12 protein-coding genes are annotated in these 16,219 nt (G+C 68.3%); 1 reads left to right on the top strand and 11 read right to left on the bottom strand.

Going from position 1 to position 16,219, the window contains the following annotated elements:
• Positions 1-2: 2 nt before the first annotated feature.
• The 6 genes from J7396_RS16855 to J7396_RS16830 form a co-directional block, all read right to left on the bottom strand.
• Complete coding sequence (locus J7396_RS16855) at positions 3-719, bottom strand: PP2C family serine/threonine-protein phosphatase (protein WP_008574082.1); 717 nt, start codon at positions 717-719, stop codon at positions 3-5.
• Positions 716-1,291: a type VI secretion system-associated protein TagF gene (tagF, locus tag J7396_RS16850; protein WP_008574079.1), complete on the bottom strand. Its 576-nt coding sequence runs from the start codon at positions 1,289-1,291 to the stop codon at positions 716-718. Before tagF ends, J7396_RS16855 begins: the two co-directional genes overlap by 4 nt.
• Complete coding sequence (gene tssM / locus J7396_RS16845; protein WP_209261771.1) at positions 1,288-4,806, bottom strand: type VI secretion system membrane subunit TssM; 3,519 nt, start codon at positions 4,804-4,806, stop codon at positions 1,288-1,290. Before tssM ends, tagF begins: the two co-directional genes overlap by 4 nt.
• Positions 4,803-6,083 carry a type IVB secretion system protein IcmH/DotU gene (icmH, locus tag J7396_RS16840; RefSeq protein WP_209261770.1) on the bottom strand — a complete coding sequence of 427 codons (1,281 nt, stop codon included), beginning with the start codon at positions 6,081-6,083 and terminating at the stop codon, positions 4,803-4,805. Before icmH ends, tssM begins: the two co-directional genes overlap by 4 nt.
• On the bottom strand, positions 6,065-7,399 hold the full coding sequence (gene tssK / locus J7396_RS16835; protein ID WP_209261786.1) for a type VI secretion system baseplate subunit TssK: 1,335 nt from the start codon (positions 7,397-7,399) through the stop codon (positions 6,065-6,067). Before tssK ends, icmH begins: the two co-directional genes overlap by 19 nt.
• Before the next feature lie 502 nt (positions 7,400-7,901).
• Positions 7,902-8,792 carry an aldo/keto reductase family oxidoreductase gene (locus J7396_RS16830; protein ID WP_127165309.1) on the bottom strand — a complete coding sequence of 297 codons (891 nt, stop codon included), beginning with the start codon at positions 8,790-8,792 and terminating at the stop codon, positions 7,902-7,904.
• 250 nt (positions 8,793-9,042) lie between these two features.
• Here J7396_RS16830 and J7396_RS16825 point away from each other — a divergent pair, with 250 nt between their 5' ends.
• Positions 9,043-9,924, top strand: coding sequence for a LysR family transcriptional regulator (locus J7396_RS16825; protein ID WP_209261785.1), 882 nt, complete (start codon positions 9,043-9,045; stop codon positions 9,922-9,924).
• Between the two features lie 58 nt (positions 9,925-9,982).
• Here J7396_RS16825 and tagH read toward each other — a convergent pair whose 3' ends face one another.
• The 5 genes from tagH to J7396_RS16800 all read right to left on the bottom strand — a co-directional run bounded on the left by tagH (position 9,983) and on the right by J7396_RS16800 (position 16,177).
• Positions 9,983-11,314, bottom strand: coding sequence for a type VI secretion system-associated FHA domain protein TagH (gene tagH / locus J7396_RS16820; protein WP_209261769.1), 1,332 nt, complete (start codon positions 11,312-11,314; stop codon positions 9,983-9,985).
• A gap of 319 nt (positions 11,315-11,633) precedes the next feature.
• Positions 11,634-12,182: a hypothetical protein gene (locus J7396_RS16815; RefSeq protein WP_008573306.1), complete on the bottom strand. Its 549-nt coding sequence runs from the start codon at positions 12,180-12,182 to the stop codon at positions 11,634-11,636.
• Positions 12,179-14,146 (bottom strand): type VI secretion system tip protein VgrG, encoded by a 1,968-nt coding sequence (locus tag J7396_RS16810; RefSeq protein ID WP_209261768.1) that lies wholly within the window; start codon positions 14,144-14,146, stop codon positions 12,179-12,181. Before J7396_RS16810 ends, J7396_RS16815 begins: the two co-directional genes overlap by 4 nt.
• Positions 14,147-14,295: 149 nt before the next feature.
• Entirely contained in the window at positions 14,296-15,627 is a 1,332-nt protein-coding gene (locus J7396_RS16805) for a tetratricopeptide repeat protein (protein ID WP_033478723.1), read from the bottom strand.
• Between the two features lie 235 nt (positions 15,628-15,862).
• A complete protein-coding gene (locus tag J7396_RS16800; RefSeq protein WP_014091406.1) occupies positions 15,863-16,177 on the bottom strand; it encodes a PAAR domain-containing protein in 315 nt (104 codons plus the stop codon).
• Positions 16,178-16,219: the final 42 nt, after the last annotated feature.

Here is a 16,219-nt window from a genome sequence, read left to right as displayed (position 1 = left end):
ACTTACTCCTGCAGGCGGACGACGACGGCGGTGACGTTGTCGCGTGCCGCCCTCCCCATCGCCAATTCGAACAGACGCGCCAGCAGCGCGCGTGGATCGCCGAAGCGATGGCATTCGGCATCCAGCTCCGGGTCCGGGATTTCCTTGTTGATGCCGTCGCTGCACAGCAGAAACTGCGTGCCCGGCAGGCTCGGCATCAGCACCCAATCGACGAACAGCGGCTCTTGCGCACCCACCGCGCGCGTGAGCACGCCGGCCGCCGCGGCGCTGGCGTGTGCGCTGCCGAACTGGGTGACATCGTCGCGCACGCCGTGCACGTGGTCGCGGGTGAGCTGGCGCAGCGGGCCGCCATGCTGCGCGTAGATGCGGCTGTCGCCGACCCAGCCGCACAGCATGAAATCCGGGTCGTGCACCAGCACCACCACGGTGGTGGCGATCATGTCCACGCGGCGCTCGCGCGCAACCTGCAGCAGCTCGCGATTGATCTGCGCCAGGGTGTCGTCGATGGCATCCAGGAAATCGCACAGGTCGGCCGGGCGCACCAATGCGCTCAGCCGCTGCACCAGCAGCTGGCTGGCGTAATCGCCGGCGCTGTGGCCACCCAGGCCATCGGCCACCACCCAGAGGCCGGCGTCTTCGCGCAGCAGCAAGGCATCTTCGTTGAGCCGGCGCACCTTGCCGGTCTCGGTGTGCCCGGCCGATTGGTAGGGCGCGCTCATCGGGTCACCTCGGTGATGTCCTGCTCGGCCAGCAACCACTCCAGATACATCTGGGCGGTGGGCAGCCCGTCGATCGATTGCGCGGCCGCGCCCAACCGCCACCACAGCGATTGGCCGGGCGCCGGTACATGCGTGCTGGAAGGCGCGGCCGGCACGCCGAGCGCGCGCAGCGCGGCATCGAATCCGGCCGCATCGGTGCGTGCGCGCAAGCTGCGGCCCAGGCACGCAGCCACCGCGCCGAACCATGCCGCCGACGGCAGGCACAGGTGCGGCAACGGCATTGCCACGGTCAGCGGAAAACAGCGCCCCACGCGGTCTTCGCCCGGGCCGAGCAGGCCGGCCCAGGCCTGCGCGCCGCACACGCCCGGCCCCAACGCAAACGCGCGCAGGCCGCTGTTGCGATACGCGCCAGGCCAGTGCTGCCCGAGTTGCTGGCGCGCCGTGTCCAGGCAGTTGGCGAACTGCAGGTCCCACGGCTGCACGAAGCTGGCCGGCAGGCGCCGCTGCACGAAGTCGCCCACGCCGGGCAACTTGCCGTGGAAACCGAGTGGTTCGTGCGCCGGCATGCTCATCGGCCGCACGCGAAGTGCTGGACGTCGCTGTCCAGAAACGGGTGGCGCAGGTTGCCGGCCCGCAGCGGCACCTGCACGTCGTGGCCGCCAAGCGCGAAGCGGGCGACAAAGCGCAGGTCCGACGGGTTTTCCAGGTGCCCGGCCTGCAGCGCGCGGAACAGCGCCCAATCGCCCTGGTAGTCCAGCGTACCCAGCGCCACGCCATCGGCGCCGAAGGCGGCGATGGACACATGCCCCGGCACCGGCCCGGGCCAGATCATCGGCATGCTTTGCGCCGCGCCGGGCTGGTAGTCGTAGCGCTGGCCTTCGATATCCAGCGTCAGCCGGGTCACGCCTTCGCCCAGCGTGGGCGCCAGCACCGTAAAGCCGATCTGCGGCGTGGGCCCGCCGCGAAAATATTTCTGCCGGATCCGCTGCGCCAGTTGCAGTTGCACCGGCAGACCGGGCGCGCCGATGACCGCGTCCGGGCCATCCTTCCAGCGCCATTGCGGGGACTGGGTGTCCAGCAGCGGTTTGACGGTGCTGGTATACAGCGCATCCAGACGGCCGCCGCTACCGAACAACTCGCCGAAATTCTGCAGCGGGATCTCCACCTGCGCCTGCGGATCGAACGGGTAGCGGCCGCGCACGAAATCCGTGCACACCTCGCCCACCGATTGCCTGACCTGCGCATCCAGCGCGGCGCGTGCGCCCTGGGTCATCAAGGTGGCGCTGCTGCCGGCCAGGCTCTGCAGCCAGTCGGTCACCGGCGGCGGCAGTTGCGCCATTTCCTGCCGGGCCAATGCCAGTTGCGCGCTAGCCGCCGCGGCATCGCCGCCGCCCTGGGAAATCACCAGCAATTGCCTGCCGAGCTGATCGAGCACGCTCAGCAGATGGTCCAGCGGGGTGCTGCCAGGCGCGCCGGCGGCCAAGGCGTTGAGCGCCAGAAAATGCTCGCTGATCGCCGCACCCGGTGTTGGCACTGCAGCTGCGCCACCCTCGGCGGGCGTGGCCAGCGCGGCGCTCATCGCCGCCCCGCCGGGGAGTTTGGCCGCGGCGGCAGTCACCTTGGTGCCTGCCGAGTTGGCGGCAGCGGCCAGCGCGCGCTGCGCGGGGTCTGCCGGTGGTGCGCGGTCCATTGCCTGGGTGTGCTCGCCGACCACGCCCAGCAGCAGCCGCAGTGGCGAACTGGGCCCGGCCAGCTTGGCGGCCGTGGCGCTGGCACCGGCCAGATCGGCCGAGGGGCGCAGTTGCAGATCGGCCAGCAACGCATCCCAGTAACGGATGTAATCGGCCGTGTAGCGCTGCCCCACTTCGCGCACCAGCGTGGCCTTGGCGGACGCATCCAGCGCCGCACCGCCGAAGACCCAATCGTCGCGGCCGAAGCGTTCCACCGCCTGGCCGATGCCATCGCGTTGCAACGCGGCGAATACCGGCTGGGTGTACAGCGCCGGCACCGGGGTGGACAACGCCGTGCCACTGCGGCGCACGAAGGTGTCGGCCAGCAGGCCCAGCGCTTTATCCAGCCGCAACGGCGTGCCGTCCGGCGGGGTCAGCAACAGGTTGCCGTAGATCAGTGTCGATAGGTCGGCGGCGCGCAGGCTGGCGCGCGCCTGGGCGATGCGCTGGTTGTCCAGCGACAGCGCACGCACGCGCGTGGGCGAATCGAGCACGGCCTGCAGATGCGCACCCAGCGCCTGCTGCAATGCCGGCTCGCGCGGGAACAATTTTGCCGCTTCGATGGCGGCCAGCGCGCTGAGTTGCGCCGGGTCCAGATGCTGCGGCTGGCCCAGCATCAGATAGCCCTTGAGCGTGTAGTACAGCGCCTGCGGTGCCTGTGCGTTATCGACCAGACCGGTGCGCAGGCGCACCGCCAAGGCCGGCAACAAGGTGGCGTTGAGCTGACGCAGGTAGCCGGCCTGCACTTGCTCGCCCACCGCCTGGCCCTGGAACAACCCCATGCGCAACGACCACGGCGCGCCGGCGTGATACTGCTGCGCCACCTTCACCACCGCCTGCGTCGCATCGGCTTGCTGCAGGGTGCGCGCGACGTACTCGGGCATGCCGGTGGCGGCATTGGGATCGGGCACTGCCGGCCGCGCGTCCAGCGCAGCGCGTACCTGATGCAGATACGCACGGTTGCCCACGTAGCTGAGCCCCAGCCCGGCCAGCACTGCGCCGGTCAGCAGCGCCACACCCGCGTACGCGGCGGCCTGCAGCCACGCCCTGCGGCGCTGCCGGGTGGGCGGGGTATTGGCCAGGCCGGATTCGCGCAGCACCACCTCGCGCAGCAGCCGCTCGACGAAAAAGGTGCGCCGTTGCGCGCCCGGCGCCTGCACGCGCGCTTCTTCCAGGCCGAAGGTGCGCGCCACCGCGCCCATCATGCGGTCGATCGGCGTGCCGTCCTGCGTGCCGGAGGTGAAGTACACCCCGCGCAGCAACGGTGCCGGGCCATACGCATTGCCGGCGAAGGTGCCCTCGACGAATTGCCGCGCACGCTCGCCGAGTGCGGCAACCTGTTGCGGAAACGACAGGATCGCCGCACGCCGCAGACGGTCGCGTTCCAGGTGCAGGCGTTCGAACAGGCGCGCGCTCAGCTGCTGCTGCAGCACGCCGAACTCGTCGGCGAACCTGCGCGCCGCCTGCCCGTCCAGGGTCTGCGCCAGCGCAAACGTCATGCCCCACACCTGGTTGCGCTGCGCCGGTGTCAGATCGTCGAAGAACTCGCCAAAGCCGCCGATCAGATCGCACTTGGTGAAGATCAGATACACCGGCACGCTGGCCTGCAACTGCTCGGCCAGTTCGTCCAGGCGGCGGCGGATCGCCTGCATGTGGGTGTCGCGCTCGGCATCGTCGAGCAGCAACAGGTCCGACATGCTCATCGTCACCAACACGCCGTTGAGCGGGCGGCGCGGGCGATAGCGTCGCAGCAGGCGCAGGAAATCGCGCCACGCGCCGGCATCCACCGCCTGGTCCGAATCCTGCGTGGTATAGCGCCCGGCGGTGTCCAGCAACACCGCTTCGTCGGTGAACCACCATTCGCAATCGCGGGTGCCGCCGACGCCGCGCAACGCCGCATCGCCCATGCGCGCAGCCAGCGGAAACTGCAGGCCCGAATGTTGCAGCAAGGTGCTCTTGCCCGAACCGGGCGGGCCGATCAGCGCATACCACGGCAGCGTGTACAGATCGGCGCCGCCGCGCCGCTTGCGTAGCAACTGGATCGCCTGCTGGAAGCGCGCCTGCAGCTGCGCGCGTTCCTGCCCGCTGCGCAGCTCGCGGTCGTCGTCGCGGCCCGGCGCCGCCAGCGCGCTGGACAAGGTCGCCGCACGTGCCTGCGTGCGCCAGCGGCGCAGCGCCAGCACGCCCACCCACACCACCACCAGCAACACGATCGCCAGCAGCCGCGCCGCCACGCTGCTCAGCGGGCTCCAGCCGGCCAGCGCCACATACGGCCCACCCACCCACAGCAGGCACAGCGCCAGCAGGCCAACCACCACCGTTGCGCTCAGCTTGGACAACAGCGTCTTCATCGTCATTCCCCAGGCTGGAACAGGATCTCCACGCGGCGATTGCGCGCGCGGTTGGCCGGCAATTGCACTGGCCGTGCGATCGGTTGCGAATCGCCAGCGCCGATGGCGTCCACCCGCCCCGGCGTACTCAGCTGCGCCTGCAACACCTGCGCAAGCGCCTGCGCACGTGCGGCCGACAAGGCGTAGTTGTCCTGGAAGCGCAGCGAGCGCACCGGCACGTCATCGGTGTGCCCGACCACGATCACCCGCCCCGGCAATTGCTCGATGGCCGCTGCAATCTGCGCGATCAAGCCGCGCTGCTGCGGCTCCACCTCCACCCCGCCGGAGGCGAACATCGCCGCGCTGCTCAGGCGCACGCGCGTCTGCCCGTCGGCCTGTTCGTCCACGCGCAGCAGGCCGGCGCGTTCCTGCGCGGAGAGCAACTGCTTGAGCCGCACCGGCGGCGGCGGCACAGGCGCAGCGTCCGGCGGCGTGGCCGGCGCAATGCCCCATTGGGCAGCCTGCGCACTGATCGGTGCGGACAGGCTGTTCAAACGCGCCTGCAACCACACGAACGCCACCACCACCACGCTCACCCCCAGCAACGTAGCCGCCCACACCGGCAGATAGCGGCCCAGCCGGCGGCGGTCTTCCACCCCGCGCCAACGCGGGGCCAGGCTGTCCGGCGCCGGGCCGCGCGCCGCACGGATGCGGCGATAGACATCGTCCTGGATGGCCGCCAGCGTCACCATGCCGCCGGACTCGATCTGGTAGCGGCCGACGAACCCCAGCGCCAGGCACAGGTACATCAGCTCGATCAAGTCCAGATGCCGTGGCACATCGGCGCACAAGCGCTCCAGGATCTGGAAGAACTTGGCGCCGCCGTACGATTCGCTGTGGAAGGTGACCAGCAATGTCTTCTGCGACCAGCCGCTGCGCTCGCCCCACGGCGCATTGAGCACCGCTTCGTCCAGCAGCGCGCACAACACGTAGCGCGCGGCGGTGACCGCCTCCACCGGCGCGCCGCCATCGCGTGCACGTTGTTCGAAGCGGCGCACCTGCGCCATCACCTGCTCGCGCAGGCGGGCCACATCGGGCGATTGCGCACTGTGGCGCAACTGCACCGCCAACAGCAGCAGCGGCGTGGCGGCCTGCACCAACGGGTTGACGCTGCGGCCCAGCAGTTCGCTGATGTCGGTATCTTCGCTGGGCACGCCGCCGCCCTCGGCGGCCGGCAGCGGTGCGGCGTAGGCTGGCGCCAGATCGGCAACAGGTCGGCTCATGCTCAGCTCCGGATCGCCCACAGTTGCAGGTCCAGCCCGGCGAATTCGCTGCCGAAGTGGAATGCGATACCGCCGGAGGTCTTCAGCGTTCGCCACAACGCTGCGCTCTTGTCGAATTCGAAATACAGATAGCCGGCGTGATACGGAATCTGTCGCGGCGCCACCGGCATGGGCGTGGCCACGATGCCGGGCAACTGCAGATTGACCAGATCGCGAATCTGCTCCACCGGCCCGATCTTGGCGTGCGCGGGCAATTGCCGGCGCAACTCTTCGCTGGGCATGTCGGCCTTGGCCGCGAGCACGAACGCTGCGCTGTCGAGCAGGCCCGGGTCCGGCACCATCGCCACCCACACGCCGAACTTGCGCGCCTGGATCGGCAGCGGCGTGGCGGTCTGTTCCAGCACTGCGCTCAGGCTGCTGCGCAGGGCGCCGATCACCGGCTCGAAACTGTCCTGCTGCGATTCGTGCCGATAGGCGGGCCATGCAGGGGGGCGCTTGCTGGCAGCGGTGAACGTGCTCAATTCGCCGGCCAGCGCCACCAGGGCACGGAACAGCTCTTCCGGATGCGCCAATGGCGCGGCGGCCCAATGCGCCATCTGCGGCTGCCAACGGTTGACCAGCTGCAGCAGCAGAAAGTCTGCGATATCGGCAGCACCGCCGCGATCGGTCAGCGTCACGCGCGATGCCAGCGCTTCACCGCGCTGATGCAACAGGCCGAGCAATTCGGTGAGAAACGTGGTCAAGCGCGGCGCCGCCTGGCACACCATCGCGCTGGGAATGAAATGCGGGTCCAGCACCACCTGGCGGTCGGCGCGCGTCTCGATGATGCGCGCCACCGCGATGCGGTCCAGCCCTTCCAACGGCTGCGAGTGCGGCAGCAACCGCGTGCTCAACCCGCCGACTTCCATCAACACCGCTTCGCTGGTGCTACCGGAGGCGTCGTTGCTCTCGGTCTCGCGCACGCGGTAGCGAAACAGCTGATCGGCCGGCGATTCCGGGCGCCCCAGTTCGGGTTGCGCCGGCACCCGCAGCGGCACGGTGAGATAGACGATCTGGTCGCGGCAAGTGGGCTCGACCTCCAGCGCCACCGGCAGCGGGTCGTCGCCCGGCATGGCGAAGGGCGTGCCATCGGCGAACACGCCACGCGCACGACGCAGGCCCAGCTTGCCGACCGCCAGCAGATCGGTCTCCCATTCCAGCTCGCTCACGCCCCAGGCATGCGGCCGCAACCGCGCCGCACGCAGGTCGACGTAGCGCTCCAGGTAGCGTTCCTGCTGCTGCAGATGCTGCGGGCGCAGGAACAGCCCTTCGCTCCACACGACCTTGTTGTTCTGCATGATCCACCCGCTGAGAAAAAGGTCGGCCACCGATGCAGCGCACAGGCGTCCACACCGCGTTGCATGCGACTGCCAGGCATGCCTGCAGGAACGCCTGCGCGCTGCGTTGTCGGGTGCATTGAGCTGCGTTGCACGCGGCACGCCCGGCGGTCATTGCCGACGCAAGCGCCGCACCGCCGATGCGTGTCGGTGGAGCGATTCTGCGGCGCACCCAAGGTGGTCACCCGTCAAAACGTCTCAGGCGCCGTGCCCTGTCGGACAGGCGCCAACGCATGCGCCGCTGCCGTCAGCCGGTCACGTTGCGGTCATTGGGCGAGACGTTGGGCTGTGGGGCGCTGGCCGTGAGAGCAGGCCTGCGGTGTCGATGCGGCAGGCGCATCGTGGAGCGGCCAACAAGACCTCGCGAGTCGTCTGGGCGGCCTGGATGGTGCGTAGGCACCCGCCTGGCGATTGCGCGGAGACGGGTTGGCCGATCTCCATCGGCATGTTGCCGCCCACCTTCCTATTGAGCGCCACTGGCCTCGGCAGCGATGCCATCGAGCGTTGCGACCTGCTCGGCCGACAGGCTCAGCTCGGCGGATGCGAAGTTCTCGCGCAGGTGCGTCACCGACGATGTTCCCGCGATGACCAGGATGTTGGGCGAGCGCTGCAGCAGCCATGCAAGTGCAACCTGCTTCGGCGTCGCGCCTACCTGCCTGGCAACGCCCGACAGCAGCTCCGACTGCAGGGGCGAAAAGCCGCCGAGCGGAAAGAACGGAACATAGGCCACACCCTGTTGCGCGAGCATCTCGATGAAGGCGTCGTCGTCGCGCTTGACCAGGTTGTACTGGTTTTGAACGCAGACGATGCTGGCCAGTGTTTGCGCTTGTTCGAACTGTCGCGCAGTGACGTTGCTCAAGCCGATGTGGCGTACGAGGCCCTCGCGTTGCAGCTCGGCCAGGCACGCGACCGGTTCGGCGATCGAACGCTCGTCGGTGTCCATTGCCGTGCCCAGCCTCACGTTGACCACGTCCAGTGTCTCCAGGCCGAGGCTCTGCAGGTTTTCATGCACCTGCCGCCTCAGGCTTGCAGGCGACACATCGATATTCCACGAAGCATCGGGGCCGCGGCTGAAACCGATCTTGGTCACGATGACCAGATCGCTGCGATAGGGATGCAGTGCTTCGCGGATGAGTGCGTTGGACACATCGGGGCCGTAGAACTGCGCGGTGTCGATGTGGTTGGCGCCCAGGGCGATTGCTTCGCGCAACACCGACAAGGCCGATGCCTTGTCGCGCGGAGGTCCCCAGACATGCGGTCCGGGTAACTGCATGGTTCCGTAGCCCATCCGCTTGATGCCAAGGGTGGTGCCGGGCAGGGTCAATGTGCCGCCAAGGGGCTTGCCGTTGTTCATGGGAATCCTTTTGGTGTGTATCCGGTTGATGTGCCAAAACCGCCGCGTGTGTTGGGACACGCCGAGATTGCGACGGGATCTTTCGCGTGGCTTGAAGAAGCAAGAAGCAACGCGGGACGTGCGCTGCGGCGACTGCGTGGCCGCTACCGCGGCGCAAGGGAACTGTACGTAGGCCGCCCTTGTGCGACAATCCGGTACAAAGCGGACGGGCCGTACGGATTGTCGAACAATGAGCGGTCACCTGGCAGACATGGAGGCTTTCGTGCGCGTGGCGCGCGCGGGAGGGTTTCGAGAAGCCGCCAAGAGCGCGGGCGTGAGCGCATCGACCTATAGCGATGCGATCAAGCGCATGGAGGCATCGCTCGGCGTGCGGCTGTTCAACCGCACCACACGCAGCGTGGTGCTCACCGATGCAGGCAATGCGTTGTTGGCACGCATCGCGCCCGCCTTGCTGGAACTGGAGAACGCCAGGGAGGTGGTCAGCGCCTTTCGTGATACGCCGACCGGCACGCTGCGGCTGAACGTGCCGGTCAGTGCCGCGCGCCTGGTGCTGCCGAGGATCCTGCCGGCGTTTATGGCGGCGTACCCGGACATCACGCTGGAGATCCTGACCGAAGAAAGTTTTGTCGACGTGATCGCCGCACGCTGCGACGCCGGCATCCGCTATGGCGAACGGCTGCAGCAGGACATGGTGGCCATCCCGATCGGCCCGCGCGTGCAACGCATCGCAACGGCGGCTGCGCCAGGCTACCTGGACCGGCGCGGACGCCCCACCCACCCGCGGGAACTCGTTGCCCACGACTGCATCCGCGGGCGCTTCCCAAGCGGCGTCATTGCAGAGTGGGAGTTCGAGCGCGACGGTGAAGTGGTCACCATCGTTCCGCAGGGGCAATTGCTGGTGGAGATCGGCGGCGGGATCGAGCTGGCGATCCAGGCGGCGATCGCCGGAAGCGGCATTCTGCATCTGTTCGAACAATGGCTGCAGCCGCAGTTCGACACAGGTGCGCTTGAACCCATCCTGCGCCCGTGGTGGCAGCCATTCCAGGGCCCGTACCTGTACTACCCCAATCGCACCCTCACACCGCCGGCGCTGCGCGCCTTCATCGAGTTCGTCAAGACTCTGCCTGACTAGCGCGCCGGCAACGCCGCCGGTGTGCCCGTGCAGACGGGATGCGATTGGATGAAGCGTTCTAGATCCCGCGCCCCGCCGGCTGCCGCCGTGCCGATTTCAGGCGCGCCAGTTGCGCTTCGTAGGCACGCGCGAACTCATCGCCGAACAGGCGACGGAAGCATTCGTCCGGGTCGCTGCGTAGCTGCTCGAAGTTGTCGCGGTAACGCTCCCAGTAACGCCCCTTGCCACCGAAACTCAGGCGCTTGCCGCCGGCGTCGGCTTCCTGCTCCAGGCGGTCCGGGCTGAAGTGGAACAGCATGGCGTCGAAGGCCGCGCGCATGCCGGCCAGCATCGCCATCTGATGGCAGCGGATATCGTCGAAGGCATCTTCGAACGCTGGCACGCCGGACAGAAACGACGCGCTTGGCGGTGCGAGCAACTTCTGCAGCGCATCTTCGGCGGTGGCGGCGAACTTGAGCGGATTGTTCTCCGAGCGCTGGATCACCGTGACCGGCAGCCGGAAGGTGTTCTTGATCTCTGCGCGTGCACGCAGCACGTCCATGACGCCGTCGACCACGATGGCGAAGATGCGATCCAGCTCCGGCGGCACCGTCGTTGCCGCCGATGCTGCGGCTGCAACCGGCGCCGCCGGCGGCGTGAATGGCGAAGCCACCGGCGTGGCCATGGGCGATACCGCAGGCAATGGCGCGGGTGGCGCAAAATCGCCAAGCGTCATGTCCCAGTTTTCCGGCAAGGTGGCACGTGCATCGGGACTGGCCGGCGGACGGAAATGGTCGTGGCGGGCGTTGCTCTGATTCCACGCGCTGGGGCTGGCATCGCGTGCCGGCGCAGGCAACGGGTCGAGCAGGCGCAACGGATCCAGCTCGCGGGGTGCGCCGCTCAGCAGCAGATCGTCCAACACTGCGTCCACCGCAGGCCGCGCCGCAGGCGGCGTGCCGAACTCCAGCAGATCGAAGCCCGCTGTGGCGGAGGGGGCACGCAGCGTCGACGGCGGTGGCGCAACCTGGGTGCGGTCGTCCATCGCATCTGGCAGCGGGTCGAATACCGGTGTTGCCGGCGATGCTGCAGCCAACGCCTGCACCTGCACCTGGATCTCGAAGCTGTCCAGCTGCAGGCGGTCGCCATCGCTGAGCGCGGACGGGTCCGCACGCGTCAGCGCAGTGCCGTTGAGCGACATGCCGTTGGTGCTGCGGTCTTCGATGAAATACATCCCGTTGAGGAAGCGCACCACCGCATGCGTGCGCGAGACACCGGGCGCGGCCAGGACCCAATCGCTTTCGTCGGAGCGGCCGATGCTGCCGCCGGTGCCGGCAAAGCGCTTCTGCGCGCTGGCACCGAACTGCGCGGCCTGCGCGCCGCTGACGGTGAGGATCAACTGCGAACTGGACACGCCATGGACTCCTGCATACGGTGATCGGAAGGTGCAACTGGCATGCGTGTATGTCGGCAGAAACCGCTGCGTGCGTCATTGCCGGTGGAGGGCATGCGGCAGACGGACATCGCCTGCGCTGGAGCACAGTCGCAAATGCTGATCGCCGTGCGCGCCCGCGCTGTCGGTTCGGCACCGAGGCTTCTTCTGGTGCTGCAGCTTGGCATGTGTGCCGCATCCAACCATGCTTTGGAACACCAGCTGCGTCTCGCGCAGTTGGCGCCGATGCCGTGCCCACGATGTACCGCGCGCGGATCGCCAATTCGACAATTAGTCAACTTCATGGCGCCCCCACACTGGTCAGCAACTCCATGGCATGCGCTGCATAGCCGCTGCGCCGCGCCTCCAGCTGCGCCGGCTCGCGCGCGGCCAGCAGGGTGATGGCGGCGGCCACCGCGCGCGCCGTGAGATGGTCGGCCGGCGGCACCGGCGTGGTCTGTTGCGGCGGCGCCAGGCTGCCGCCGGACCAGGCCACTGCCGCAGCCAGCCACGCACCCAGGGAGACATAGTCGCCGGCATGCGCAAATGCCTGCGCGGCGCGACGATGCGCCTCGCTGGGCTCGCGCACCCACTTCTCGGCCAGTGCCGCGCCGGCGCGGTCTTCCTCGTCCAGGGTTTCGCCGCGCACGCATTGGCACAGCCAGGCCACCGCGTAGCGCTTGGGCAGCAGGCGCGCGAGCAGCTTGATGGCATCTTCGCCGTGACCGCTGGCCAGCAGCGCGCTGACCGCCGCCTGCGGCGTGATCGGCGTACTGAGCTGTGCGCAGGCCGGCGCAGACAGCTGCATCTGCGCACAGGCCTGCGCCAGCGAGAGCGTGGGCGCGCTCATCCGATCATGATCAGGCCGCCGCCGACCTGCACCAAGGCGTCGGCCTTGATGCTGACCAACGGGCCCTTGAGCGTGGCCGAGGCACCGGCTTCGGCGCTGAGCATGCCGCCGGAGGTCAGTTTGAGCGTGGCATCGCCAGCCACCTCGGTGGCCGGCGATTTGGCCTGCAGCCGTGCATTGGCCAACAGCTTGATGGCGGTGGAGGTGATCTTGGCCTCCGAGCTGGCATCGACCAGGATCTTGATGCCGCTCAACACGATCTCGCCGTTGTGTTTCATCACCAGCCGCGCGCTGCCGGTCACCAACTCGATCTCTTCGCCGGCTTTCAGCAGCAGCTTCTTGCCGACCTCCACGCTGTCGTTGTTGTCGATCCGCGCACGACGGTCGTGCTTGACCGCCAGTACCCGATCGTTGTCGATGGTACTGGTGTGGTCGTGCTGCACCTCTTCGCGCAAATCGCGCTGCGCGCGCAGGTAGAGTTCTTCCGCGCCGGCCTTGTCGTCGAAACGCAACTCGTTGAAATCGGCAGCGCCGCCCAGCAGGCTGCGGCTGCGCACGCCGCTTTGGGTCTTGTTATCGGGCAAGGAAAACGGCGGCGCATGGTCGCCGTTGTAGACGCTGCCCACGATCAACGGGCGGTCCGGGTCGCCTTCCAGAAAGCTCACCACCACTTCCTGCCCCACGCGCGGCAGGCTCATTGCGCCCCAGCCCTTGCCCGCCCACATCGAAGCCACACGCACCCAGCACGACGGCGCGGCATGCGGGCGTGCCGCAGTGGCCCAGTGAAAGGTCACCTGCACGCGGCCATGCGCATCCACCGCAATGTCCTCGTCGGTGTCGCCGGTCACCACCGCCGTCTGCAGGCCGGCAATGGTCGGCGTTGCGGTGCGTTGCAGGCTACGGAACGGCAGCCGGCTTTCCATCACCTGCACGCTGCTGGAAAACGGCGGCTCGCCGCTGCCGTGTTCGGGCGCGGCCAGCGTGGTGTGCGCCGACAGCACCAGATATTCCTGATTGAGTTCGGCGCGCGGAAACCCGCGCAAGCGAAACAAGGCACCGACCATCAGGCCGCAGGCATTGGTGGTGGCTGCATGGCTGGCGCGCTGCACGTTGTGCGCCTCGGTGCGCACCTGCATGTAGCGACGACCGTCGGCCTGCACGGTATGCGCGCCGGGGTAGTCGAAGGCGATCAGACCATCGACGGCGTGCAACTGTTCGCCGCCGGCATCGGCATCGGCGGCCAGCGATGCACGCGGCTGCAGCGGGTCGTAGTCGGTGCTGCCATGCTGGCTGGAATGTACGCCGCGCGCACTGCGCCAATGGCTCACCACCGAGCGCATCAGGCGCCGGTCGTCGGTTCCCGGCGGCACATAGGGCAGGCTGTCCACGCCGTTCTTCGTTGCATGCGCACCCAGCGCATCGGCCAGCACCAACGTATGCGCACTGCGGGTATGGGTGAAGTAGTAGTAGATGCCTTCGCGTTCCAGCAGCCGGCTGATGAAGCTGAAATCGTCCTCGCGGTATTGCACGCAGTAGCTGCGCTTGGCGTACTGCGCGCTCAACTGCTGCTGCACATCGCCGTAGCCGATCTCGCCCAGCACGCTGGTGACGATCTCCGGCACGCTCATGTCCTGATAGATGCGGCAATCGCGGCGCTGGGTCAGCAGCCAGGGTTTGGGCACCACCTGCAGTTCAAGCACGGCGTAATCGAGCGCATCGACCACGGCGTAGCCGTTGTGCGCGCAACTGGCCACCATGCCGTGATACCAGCGCTGTTCGCCCTCGCCATCGGCCAGCTGCACCGCCACTGGCGTGCCAAGCAGATCACGCAGGTTGGGCTGCAGTTCGGTGCACAACGCATCGATGCGGTAGTCGAACAGCTGCCCCAACGCCTCGCTGGCCTGCATGCGATGCAGCAGCAGGCGCTCGCCAAGGTCGGAGTGCAGCGTGATGGTGCGCGGCATCGAAGTATCCACAGGTGATGGGGCAACGCACGTTGCGCTGACCGACGGCGCCGCGTTGCGCCCGCGCGTGCAACGTCAGGCGGCTAAAGGCACGGCAACTGTCACGCGCATGCTCACATGCGAGCGTGCAGCAAAGCCGACATTTCGTCTCAGGCTGGCCCAGGCGTGCGCGCGGTCACGACCCAGCCATGCACCGGCTGGCCGCGTTCGCTGCGCAGCACGTCCAATTCCAACCCAATCGGCTGCAAACCGGCGCCTTGCAATGCGGCGCGCACGTGCGCATGGCTGTGCCGATAGCGCCCGCTGGCATCGAGTTCGACCCGGTCGTCCGGCTCGTCCAGCGCTTCGACCGTGAAACCCAGCACGCCCCCTGGCGTGAGCGCGCCGGCAGCGGCAGCGAGCACCGGCTGCAGCGCACCGAAGTACACCAAGGTGTCGGCCGAGCCGATCACATCCCACTGCGCGTGCTGCGCGTGCAGGTATGCGGTGAGTTCGGCCACGTCGAGCCGATCATAGCCACCGCGTTGGCGTGCCTTGGCGACCATGCCAGGCGACAGGTCCACGCCCACCAGTTGACGTGCATACGGGCGCCACAGCGGCGCACACAGCCCGGTCCCGCAGCCGGCATCGAGCATGCGCAGGCCCGCATGCGGCGGCGCAAGGCAGGCCGCCAGTGCCTCGGTCAGCCGTTGCGGCGCGCGGTACTCCAGGTGATGCAGCAACTGTTCGTCGAAACTGTCGGCAAAGCCATCGAACAGTTCACGCACATAGGTATCGCCGGCACGCGGCGGCGGTTCGGCGCCGCCACAGGCCGCCAGCATATGCGTTGCCACCGGGTTGCCCGGCTCAAGCGCCAGCCAGTCGCGATACACCGTTTGCGCCTGCGCATGCTCGCCCAACAGGTAGAGCCCGGTGCCCAGCGCCTCGCGGGCGTGCAGGTGGTCCGGTGCCAGCGTGCAGGCCTGCTGCAGGCACTGCACCGATTGCTGCAGATGCTCGGCGGCCTGCGCGTTGTTGCGCAGGAACAGGCCGAGCAGGTAATGCGCATGCGCTGACTGCGGATAGGTGTGCAACAGCGCCGCGTAGGTGACGAAGGCTTCTTCGCTGCGCCGCTGCGCTTCCAGCACCGCTGCCAGATTCGCCAGTGCATCGGCATGTGCAGGCGCCAGCGCCAGTGCGCGGCGATAGCAGTGTTCGGCATCGCGCAGGCGGCCGCATTCGCGGTGCACGTTGCCCAGGTTGTTGCAGGCATCCGGTTGCGCGGGCGCCAGCGTCAACGCCTGGGTGATCGAGGCCACCGCCGCGGCGCTGTTGCCGCGCTGATGCAACAGGATGCCCTGGTAATGCAGCGCGTCGGCATGCGCGGGCTGATCGTCCAGCAGCTGCGTGTACAGCTGCGCGGCATGTTCGAGTTGGCCACTGCGGTGCGCGGCGATCGCCTGCTGCAGTGGCTCGGTATGTGGCTGGGGCGCAGTTTGCATGAGCTTCTCCAAGGACACGGCAACCGGTGGTGCGGGTACGAATGTGAGCGCGCAGGGGCAGGGCGTCATGTCTGCAACGAGCCGCCAACACCCCGACCGTGGTGCCGATGCGCCGGGGCGGCCACCGCCTGGCATCGCCGCGGGCGCCGGCAGGCTTGAGTACCGGCGCATGCGCGCCATGGGCAGACAACTCGCGGCGGCCTGCCACCGGCCACCAGCCGCCGCCACGCAGTACTCACCCGATCAGCACGGTGAAGCAGCCCAGGGTGATCACCCCGCCATGCGCGGTGCTGTCGCCCAGTCGCGCGGCAGGCTGGCCTGCGATCAACACGGTCGGTGCGCCGGCCACGATGCTGTCCGGCGGGCCGACGCATACGGCCATGTCGCCCAGCCGCGCCGCCGGCAGGCCGCCGATCAATACCGTTGGCGCGCCGGGGCTGACGATCGGCCCGCCCACATGCGGCACCACCCCGGTCACCATGGGGCAGACATGCAAATCGGTCAGGCGCGCGGCAGGTTGCATCGGCACGCTTCGGTCGTGGCCATGCACGGCACTATCCCGCCAGGCCGCAGCGGTCACCCGACAATTCGT

Origin of the sequence: Xanthomonas sp. A1809 (assembly GCF_017746015.1) — a bacterium.
Lineage (GTDB): Bacteria > Pseudomonadota > Gammaproteobacteria > Xanthomonadales > Xanthomonadaceae > Xanthomonas > Xanthomonas euvesicatoria.
This window is presented reverse-complemented; position numbering and strand designations above follow the sequence as displayed.